The 4,723-nt window shown below is 62.7% G+C and carries 3 protein-coding genes and 1 pseudogene; 2 read left to right on the top strand and 2 right to left on the bottom strand.

Features of this window, described 5'->3' with window-relative positions:
* Positions 1-2: 2 nt before the first annotated feature.
* Positions 3-1,283 (top strand): IS4 family transposase, encoded by a 1,281-nt coding sequence (locus AC1DQR_RS39935; protein ID WP_477135097.1) that lies wholly within the window; start codon positions 3-5, stop codon positions 1,281-1,283.
* Between the two features lie 125 nt (positions 1,284-1,408).
* Here AC1DQR_RS39935 and AC1DQR_RS39930 read toward each other — a convergent pair whose 3' ends face one another.
* On the bottom strand, positions 1,409-2,326 hold the full coding sequence (locus AC1DQR_RS39930) for a LysR family transcriptional regulator (RefSeq protein ID WP_416050464.1): 918 nt from the start codon (positions 2,324-2,326) through the stop codon (positions 1,409-1,411).
* 138 nt (positions 2,327-2,464) lie between these two features.
* On the opposite strand from AC1DQR_RS39930, the gene AC1DQR_RS39925 reads away from it, so the two are divergent.
* Positions 2,465-3,688, top strand: coding sequence for an FAD-dependent monooxygenase (locus tag AC1DQR_RS39925; protein WP_477135096.1), 1,224 nt, complete (start codon positions 2,465-2,467; stop codon positions 3,686-3,688).
* Between the two features lie 826 nt (positions 3,689-4,514).
* Here AC1DQR_RS39925 and AC1DQR_RS39920 read toward each other — a convergent pair.
* Positions 4,515-4,723, bottom strand: a pseudogene (locus AC1DQR_RS39920) (hypothetical protein); the annotation flags it as partial.

Raw genomic sequence — 4,723 nt, 5'->3', positions numbered from 1 at the left:
GGATCGACGAATTGTTCGAGCAAGAGCGTGAAACGCAGTACACGCGGGAGTTATTGTTCTCGACGACGGTGGAAATCATGTCGCTGGTCGCCGTGGGGCTGCGCCCGTCGGTGCATGCGGCAGCCAAGGCCAGTCCGGCGCTGCCGGTTTCCATCACCGCGCTGTACGACAAGCTCAGCCGGACCGGGCCGGGGCTGGTTCGTGCCCTGGTGCAAGGCAGTGCGCAGCGGTTGGGGCCGGTCGTGCAACCGATGTTGCGCAAGCAGCCGCCATCGGTGAATGGCTATCGCCTGCGCATCGTGGATGGCAGCCATTTGCCGGCGAGCGAAATGCGCCTGAAACCATTGCGGGGGTTTCGGGGTGCGGCCTTGCCAGGGCAGTCATTGGTGGTCTATGACCCGGACACGGCGATGATCGTCGATCTGGTGCCCTGTGAAGATGCGCACGCCCAGGAGCGGGCCATCATGGAAACCCTGCTCGCATCGGCCCAGCCGGCCGAACTGTGGATCGCCGATCGCAACTTCAGCACCCGGGCGATTCTTGCCGGGTGGCAGCGTCGCGGCAGCGCCTTCATCGTGCGGGAGCACGGCCGCAATCCGAGCCCCAGCGAGCTGGAGCCGTTACGCGAAATGGGCCGGGTCGAAACCGGCATCGTGTACGAGCAAGCGGTCAGCATCCCAGATGAATCGAACGCGCCGCTGGTGCTGCGGCGCATCGAGCTGCATCTGGATGGCGCCACCGAGGATGGTGACACCGTCATCCGCCTGCTGACCAATGTCCCGTCCGCCCATCTGACGGCCGAGGCCGTCGCCCGGCTATACCGGCGACGCTGGCGCATAGAGAATATGTTTCAGCGGCTGGAATCGGTGCTCAACAGTGAGATTCGTTCGTTGAGCCAACCGCGCGCGGCGCCGCTGGCCTTCGGCGTGGCGGCGCTGGCGTATAACGTACTGAGCATGATTGCGACTGCGGTGAGAATCCGGCATGAGCTGGATACCAGCGACATCGAGCTCTCACCGTATTACCTCGCCAGCGAAATCCGGGCAACTTATGCCGGCATGATGATCGCGGTGCCGCCCGAGGTGTGGCAGGCCTATGACCTCCTCACCCCAGCTCAGCTCGGTCGCGAGTTGCTCAAGATGGCGACGCACGTTGATCCCCGCGCGATGCGCAAACATACGCGGGGACCGAAAGCGCCGAAGAAGAAAGGCTATGTGGCCGGATGCGTAGCACGGCGGCACGTTTCTACCGCCCGTGTCATCAAGGCTGGACGTGTCGTCTAATCACCTTGAAAGGGGTGGGTGTTAGGTGCCGCACTGACAGCTTGGCGCTGGAATGGGGCCGACGGCCGAGTTCGACTGCCCGGAGCAGACACTCGGCTATTCGGGCGCGTCCCTCAATTCGACTTTCATCTTGAACCGCTCCCCACGCGTTCCAACCGCACCTGGATCAATTCCAGCAACGCCCGAACTCGCGCAGTCACGGAATGCCGGTGGCTGTACGCGCCAAGCAATTGCAGCGGCGCAGGGCACAGGTCCAGCGGCACTTCCCGCAATCGGCCCGCGGCAAGATCTTCCTGGCATGGATAGGCCGCCACTATCGCGAAGCCGATGCCTTGCCGCGCGCCCGCCAATGCAAGTTCTCCGCTGTTGACACGATAGCGGCTACGCACAGATACCTTCACGATTTCGCCTGTGGCGTCGAGAAACTGCCAGGGCTGGCCCTTCAACGCGCTCAGGGTGGTGATGCAAGGCAAGGACTTAAGTTCGCGCACTTGGCGTGGTATTCCAGCTTTGGCTAGCAGGGCGGGCGCCGCGACCACAATGCTGGGCAGCGTAGCGAGTTCGCGGGTGATAAAGGTGCTGTCATCCTGGCGCCCACGATGGAAGACGATGGAGAGGTCCACGTCTTCCCGGAGCGCTTCCAGACCGGTCAGGCGCGTGTCGCATTCCAGTTCGACGCCGGGATGGAGGCTACAGAATTCGGCCAGGATAGGAGCTAGCAGCCTTGGCGCTTCGCCTGGCATGCACATCCTTAGGGGGCCCCGCAGTTCACGCTGCACCGCGCCGAGTTCTTCCTCGGTGGAAAGCAAGGCGTTGAGCAAGGGTTTTGCGCGTTCGTAGAGCAGCCTGCCGGCTTCCGTCATGCGCAGGTGGCGGGTGCTGCGTTCCAGCAAGCGGACGCCCAGTCTGCGTTCCAGCGAGGCGACGTGGCGGCTGACGTTAGATGATGGCAGGGCCAGCAGGCGCGCCGCGCCGGCAAAGCTTTGTTCATCGACGACCGCCACGTAGACACGGACGGTATTCAGGTCGAGGGCATTGCGCATCATTATCCCGATTAAGGTATGAAAGTTGCCCATTTTTACATACTAGTTCCTCCATATTGGCGGAATCTAAGATGCCGTCTCGTCCGATGGGTCGCCGCCGGCGGCGCGTCGGGACGGATTGAATAGGAGAGCTTCAGCGTGGAAATCGGAATACTTGGCGGCGGAATTGCAGGCTTGAGCGTGGCGCTTGCTTTGCGCAAGCGGGGGTACAGTCCCCGGGTATATGAGCGCCGGGCGGGGCCGGCGACCATGGGGGCTGGCGTGACGCTCTGGCCCAACGCTGGCTTTGTGCTGCAGGAACTGGGGCTGCTGCAAGACATCGCGGCAGCGGGCGGCCGGCCAGTGGCAATGCGCCGCCAGGACGCTGCGGGCAATTCGTTGGGGGGCATCGATATTGCGCTGCTGGACCAGATAATGGGATATCCGACCCATACGATTTTGCGCCGGGACTTGCAGGCGGTACTGCTGGACCATGCGGCACAGGCCGGGATCCAGGTGGAATTCGGGCATCGGGCGGTGGTGATCGACCTGGAGGCTAGCGGCAAGGCCGTGGCGCGGTTCGAGAACGGGGTGAGCATCCGTCCAGATCTGCTTATCGGCGCCGATGGCCGCATGGACTCGGTGGCACGCGGGTTCGTCGCGGGCGACAACACGCCGGTTTATCAGGGCTTTGTGAACTGGATAGGTGTGGCGCAGGGAGAGAGTGCGTTGGTGAGCGATATCGCGATTCAGGATTATTGGGGTTCGGGCGATCGCTTCGGTTGCGTGGCGGTCCGGCCGGAGTTGGTCTACTGGGCGGCGGCGCAGGCGCGGCCATTGCCTGGGGCGACGCCAGCAGCGGATATGCGCAAGGAGATTGAGGATCTGTTCGCGGGATGGCCGGAGCCTGTCGCCCGCATCATCCAGGCGACGCCGGCGCACGCCATCCGACTGATTGCCGTGCACGACTTGGAGCCGCAGCACACATGGAGCCGGGCTAATGTGCTGCTCGTGGGGGATGCGGCGCACGCGCCATTGCCGACATCGGGCCAGGGCGCTTGTCAGGCGTTGGAAGACGCTTGGCATCTGGCTCAGTGCCTGGATGGGACGGACGGCGGCCTCGATGAAGCCTTGCTGCGCTTCGCGGAGATCCGCGGGCCGAAGACCGCGAAGCTGGCCGAGCAGGGTCGAGTCTTCGCGCGCGGTCTGTTTGCCACTGATCCTGAAACCTGCCGCATTCGCAATGAGCGCGTCAAGGCGTCCGATCCCATCCGTGACGTGCAGGTCTTGGCAGCAGGATGGTCGCAGGGCTTGCCGATGGCCGGCTGCACGGACGGCACGCCGGTGGACGGCGCTGGCTTCGGCAGTCTGTACCGCCTCTGAAAGACTGTGCCAATCTAGACACCGCATGGCGTCTCCGGCCGCGAGAAGCCTCACTGTAAACCGAGTCCCATGACTTTTGCCCGCCGCGCTGGAGCTCCAAGTCCAGTAGCTTCAGACTGATGCTTTTCAGATGTCTGCTCCTGGTCGATAGTGTTGAAAAACTCAATCTGCCATCTGAGCAGACCAGGCCTGCGGGTTTCCGACCTCTCAGATCGGCCTGTATTGCACGATCGTCGATCGGTTGGGGGTTCGGGTACCCCTGAAATCTCGCCGGAAATGGGGTCTACAGAGTTTCTCAACACTATCGCTGATAAGCGGGCATCCGGCGCTGGGCCGTCAAGTGTTCGCTGAAAGGCGGCAAGCGGCCGTTGGTGCCGGCCTCTAACAGGATCCGACTTTGATGCGACCTCTCGTCTTCAATCAAACGAACTGTCGTTTCAAGTTCGCGGCCCGCCAGCCCCAGGGTGTCACGCCAAACCGCGCCACGAACCAGAGCGCGAACGTTGCCTGGTGACTACAGCCCACCAGCGAGCCAACCCGTCCAATGGGTGCCGGCACCGCGGGTGGTCCTTGCTGCAATCAGTAAGCGAGGCTGCTGATCTAACCCGAATCCTGCTCCCCGTTCACTGACATGCTCAGGGCGTTTGCACAAGGATGTATCCACAGTTCTCCACCGTATCGAAGGTACTCGAACCAGGTTCTGCCTCGGCTGGATTGGCCGAGGAGAAAGTGATTTAACGGTTCGAACCAAACGGACTTCTACGTATGCGCGTACGTGGCGATGCCCGCTCGCGGCTAGTAGCGCCAAAACCTGGCAAGCCGGCCATCACATCTTGCGGCGATAACGAGTGGCAGCGTGCTCTTGCCTGAAGTTCGGCAACATCGCAACCGGCAGCGCCGGACTGGCCTTGGCTGCCGCATGCACCGACGGGCGCAGCCCCACGGCGACCAGCGACATGATTTCCACCGTCGTCGAGAACAATAACTCCCGCGTGTACTGCGTTTCACGCTCTTGCTCGAACAATTCGTCGATCC

This window comes from Cupriavidus sp. 05L411 (genome assembly GCF_056398045.1).
The sequence above is the reverse complement of the archived record's forward strand: the minus strand, read 5'-3'. Positions and strand labels throughout refer to the sequence as shown.

Coding starts and splice junctions, on each gene's coding strand:
- AC1DQR_RS39930 (WP_416050464.1), bottom strand. CDS start 2,326: ATGCGCAATGCCCTCGACCTGAATACCGTCCGTGTCTACGTGGCGGTC.